Annotated in this window: 6 protein-coding genes; 5 read left to right on the top strand and 1 reads right to left on the bottom strand. The window is 49.1% G+C overall.

Annotation, left to right across the window (positions count from 1 at the left end; genetic code table 11):
• Nucleotides 1-414 (top strand): hypothetical protein (locus C1I60_RS24535; protein ID WP_170970821.1); only part of this gene is annotated, 414 nt, incomplete at its 5' end.
• A gap of 9 nt (nucleotides 415-423) precedes the next feature.
• Here C1I60_RS24535 and C1I60_RS14710 read toward each other — a convergent pair.
• On the bottom strand, nucleotides 424-1,500 hold the full coding sequence (locus tag C1I60_RS14710; protein ID WP_170970820.1) for a glycosyltransferase family 2 protein: 1,077 nt from the start codon (nucleotides 1,498-1,500) through the stop codon (nucleotides 424-426).
• A gap of 167 nt (nucleotides 1,501-1,667) precedes the next feature.
• Between C1I60_RS14710 and C1I60_RS14705 the strand changes: the two genes are divergently transcribed.
• The 4 genes from C1I60_RS14705 to C1I60_RS25665 all read left to right on the top strand — a co-directional run.
• Entirely contained in the window at nucleotides 1,668-2,741 is a 1,074-nt protein-coding gene (locus tag C1I60_RS14705; RefSeq protein ID WP_137062411.1) for a glycosyltransferase, read from the top strand.
• An 87-nt stretch (nucleotides 2,742-2,828) separates the two neighbouring features.
• Nucleotides 2,829-3,236, top strand: coding sequence for an alpha-helical endospore appendage domain-containing protein (locus C1I60_RS14700; protein ID WP_491844696.1), 408 nt, complete (start codon nucleotides 2,829-2,831; stop codon nucleotides 3,234-3,236).
• A complete protein-coding gene (locus tag C1I60_RS14695; protein ID WP_137062410.1) occupies nucleotides 3,226-4,068 on the top strand; it encodes a hypothetical protein in 843 nt (280 codons plus the stop codon). The genes C1I60_RS14700 and C1I60_RS14695 overlap by 11 nt, the downstream gene beginning before the upstream one ends.
• 51 nt (nucleotides 4,069-4,119) lie before the next feature.
• Nucleotides 4,120-4,746: alpha-helical endospore appendage domain-containing protein (locus C1I60_RS25665; protein ID WP_491844695.1), on the top strand; the 627-nt coding region annotated here is incomplete at its 3' end.

The raw sequence follows: 4,746 nt of genomic DNA, 5'->3' as shown, positions 1-4,746 counted from the left end.
GCCTCTGGGGGTTTAGCCAGCGCACTAAGCCGTACCAATACGGGACCTAATACCATCTTGCTAGGCGGCGCTATCACCTTTGCTACAGCAGGGGCTTCTACGGGAACGTTTATCACCGTCGTCAACAACACTACCTTTGGCCTGACCCAACCAGGTTTTTACAAAGTAAGTCTGGTGCTCAGCACAGCGACCCTGACCCTGCTGTCGACCATTACTCCCTCATTCACCGGAACAGCTACTCCCAGCCCGGGAAGCTACTCTTTCCCGGCTGTTCTAGCAGGTGGCGAAATCGTCGCATCTCTGCTGTTTCAGGTTACAGTACCCGGAAATTTACAATTTCTCGTATCCGGGTTGACCTTATCCCTTGCAGGAGGGACGAGTTCAATGATCGTCATCGAATACATTTCCTCCTAACCCTGTTATTCAAGCCTGGGTGGTCAACACCTGATCCGATAACGAACGACGTATTCCAGCAGCCTCCAAGGTGGCCTGTGCTTCCACAGGCCGCCCCATTTTCTCCAAACAAATAGACATATAGTACAATGCATAATTACTGCCGACTCCTCGCAAAGTCACATATTTCCATGAATTATCACCCATGCGAGTACATTTTTCGAATTCATAATAAGCCTCCAGCAATAGCCCCTGATCCAACAAATACAATGCTTTATAAAAATACAAATCTACATAGTCCGGGTACAGTTGCAGCACCTTGTCAATTCCTGGCCATATGCCCTTCAGGCTTCCGTGACGAATTAAGGTATCGTATTTTAGCTTGTAAACAAGCGCGGGTGGCAGCTTTCCCTGTTCCAGAAAACCGGTAACCGCCAAATTGATCAGTTCAAAAGCCCGCTCCCATTGCTGCAAACGGCTGTATTCACTCGCCAAATGGTAATCACACCAAGGGTCATATTCAGCCTGTGCCTTTTCCCGCTCCAACAGCCGCATATTCCGCTTTGACTTTTCCTTCACCTCTATGACCTTCTCTGCATATCCATGATGGTGTACCGTTACGGGCAGCAGTGGGGCTTCCGGGGTATCCTGTTTTCCCGCCGGAGGTTGCAGCCTTTCATGAATATCACGCACAAACTGATACCCGATGTCATTTCGGAACAAACGAATTTGTGGGCAACTGTATACAAAGCCATCCATTTCGTTGAGTACCTTCAAAGCAGCCGTATCTGCATGAATCGCCTTTACAAACTCATGCAACTGTCCACTCTCATCGTGATCCAGTTCTTCATCTGCATCCAGCCATAAAATCCATTCTCCTGTCGCGCGGGCTATTCCCGCATTGCGTGCATTTGCAAAGCTGTCATCCCATTCGTACGAATCAACAGAACACCCCATGGAACGACAAATGTCTATCGTCCCATCCGTGGACCCCGTATCCGTAACAATAATCTCATCCACAACATCCCTGGCACTTTGCAAGCAAGCTTCCATCCGTTCCGCCTCATTTTTGACAATCATGCACAGTGAAATGAACGGCCGGCTCATACCTTCCCCCCCTTGCATCAGACTTTGATTTTCTAATCTATTAGAGCGCTACTCCATTTATGATCATCACCATACCCATCAATGGTTCATCCTAAATTCCTACATAATGAGCAAGCTATCCTAATAAAATGGAAATCACACCAAGTTTTTTGGGAGGGACAAAGAGCATGGTAACCGTCAGCTTATGCATGATTGTCAAAAATGAAGAAGAAGCACTTCACACCTGCCTCAAATCAGTCCATGATCTGGTGGATGAAATCATTATTGTCGATACTGGCTCTACCGACCGCACCCAAGAGGTGGCTGCGTCGTTTAATGCCCGGATATACGATTTTGAATGGTGTGATGATTTTTCCGCAGCCCGCAACTATGCATTTGATCAGGCAACACAGGACTACCAATTTTGGCTGGATGCTGATGACATTCTGGAAGAGCAAGACCGACTGGCATTTCTCGACTGGAAAAAGCAGGCCAGCCTCTCCTATGACAGCATTACGATGGATTATGTGCTGTCCGTAGATGAACAAGGTCAACCGCTACATAAGCTCAAAAGAAACCGGATTGTGCGCCGGGACCGCCATTTCAGATGGATTGGATTTGTACATGAATTCCTGCATGTAACCGGAAGCACCTTTCACAGCAATATGGCGGTGACTCATAAAAAGACACGTGCCTACACTGACCGTAATTTACATATTTATCTCCAGCACCGGGAGCAGGGCACCGCATTTTCAGAACGAGATCACTACTATTTTGGCAATGAACTGTATGACAACGGACGGACGATAGAAGCTATACAGCAGTACGAACACTATCTAAATCTGAATCAGGGATGGATTGAGGATCGGATTGGTGCTTGCTTTAAGCTTGCAGATTGCTACGGCCGACAAGGTCAAAAACAGGAGCAACGCATGGCTCTGCTTCGCACGCTTAATCTCGATACACCACGCGCCCAGTTTTGCTGTGCCTTTGGTAATTTGTTCATTGAAGCGGAACAATATGCTCAAGCCATTTACTGGTTCCGTCAGGCTACGCTGATCGAGCCACCACAAGATGCGATGGCCCTAACCAATTCGTCTTATTTCACTTGGCTCCCCCACTTGCAATTATGTCTGTGCTACGACCGGATGGGTGACATTGATAAAGCAAAGTTTCATCACCGTATGTCCCAGTTGCACCATCCTACTCATCCCAGCGTTTTATATAATGAACAGTATTTCTCACAGCTACAACAGGGATGAGGAAGACAGGGACCGGGTGTGGCATTCCATGCAGTTGACCATAGCCATGATGCAAATTCGGAGTGAAGGGAGAGATTGCACTTGTCTATGCCTGGTATTCCCGACATCAATCCCCTCATCTCTCTAACGAGAAAAGAAGTTATTCATATGATACTCGCATCCATTGCTCTGGAGGAATTGGGCCTGTCCAACATACTTCATGCTGAAGGTGAAAAAATACAACGTTTTGTAAACGATGAGGATGTCTGTCTGCAAGATATCCTGCAATTGAATCGAAGCGTGGAACGAGTATTGCGGGGGGTGGTGAACAACCAGATTCTGCTTCAGCACAAGCTGGAGGACGTATTACTACTTGATGGAGATAGCAGGTCTTACCACTGCCCTGACTCTGGTCCCAACGGGCGGTCGTGTCCGAAAAAGGGTGGTGGTCACCATTCATGCAGCAAAACAGACCATTGGGAATGCCGCGGAGATTCTGAATGTAATGAAGAATAAAGGGCTTAGCAGCAAGCTGCCTAATGAGCCTTACGCCCTCCAGCTTTTGCGAGCCGCAGCCCATCTCAACACAGGTTTAGCCGCATTAGCCAAATCCCAAAGCCGGATGGTTTCCTTTTTGTCGGACAAAACAAACGAAAACAGCTCCTCTCCCTTGTGGCTGCAATTGAATCATTCTATACTCCAGCAATTGGAGACATCGCTCCTGATCCAAATGGAAGTCGGGAATCATTGGAACACCCTTATATCCATCTTCCATGAAGACATTCGGCTCCGCCGGGAGTACAGGAGTGTCCTGTCCGAAATTTCTACTTCCATAGATGCACTGGAAACGGCAATATCCCTCTTATTCGAACAAATCATTCGTTTCCAATTTCTCCTGTCCGTCGACCCTTCCACCCACCTGTACAAGGATGTGCATCAGGATTCACAGAGACTCTACCATCAAATTGAACGCGCCCTTCACCTTTTGGAGCATGGACAGCATCTGATGCATTGGATCAAAAAGCAGGGCAATTCCTCCCCTTCCTCAGAGAACTCACAGTTTCCTTCGGAGGTTCAGCAAGCAAGAAGAGCGGGCAGTCTGGGCTGGCTGCGATTATTAAAAATCCAATGGGATTCAGGCCATGCGGCCTCCATGCTACCACCGGGGCAAATGAATCATTTACCCAAAGCAATCGAGCAATTGCAATCCATTTACAACATTTATTCAGGCGATCTCGCTGGCTTTGACGCCTATGTACAGCAACAAAAAACGGGCCCCCCCAAAAGGCAGCCTACCTTCGGAAAAGTATGGCTGTCCCCTCTGCTTCCGCTTTCCAGACATTTCTGATGAGTCACTACGTATGCAGCACACCAGATTTATAGCATAAGGAGGATTTACATGTCTTTTCCTAATATCCCCAACGTAACACCTACGATTAACCTAACACGGGATGACGCGATTAATCTGTTGCTGTCATCCATTGCCTTTGAGGAATTGGGGCTTAGCCACATCATCAATGCCGAGGGTGAAAAAATTCAATATGTACTCGGTACGATACCTGGACTGACCGGAGGAACGGCTACCATTGCTGATGTTCTCGCCGTGGACCAAAGTGTCAAAAGCGTACTGGACACCACCGTGAAGAAAGAGCTGCTGCTGCAAGCAAAGCTCGAAAATGTGCTGGCTGCTCCCACACTGGCAGGACCGACCGGAGCCACTGGTCCAACTGGGCCTGCGGGTGGTCCAATCGGACCGACAGGAGCCACTGGGGCATCAGGAGCAACGGGGGCCACTGGGGCAACGGGTACGGCAGGGACTGCGGGGGCTGCTGGAGCTACTGGGGCCACCGGGGCGACGGGGGCTGCTGGTTTAGCCGGGACAACGGGAGCGACAGGTTTGACAGGAGTTACAGGCCCTGCGGGTTCAGCGGGTGCAGTCGGACCAGTAGGACCTGCCGGAGGTACGGGAGCTACTGGGGTGACAGGTGCCACAGGTGCCGGAGTAACAGGGGCTACTGGTGTTTCT

The organism is Paenibacillus terrae (assembly GCF_005217525.1).
Lineage (GTDB): Bacteria > Bacillota > Bacilli > Paenibacillales > Paenibacillaceae > Paenibacillus > Paenibacillus terrae_C.
The sequence above is the reverse complement of the archived record's forward strand: the minus strand, read 5'-3'. Positions and strand labels throughout refer to the sequence as shown.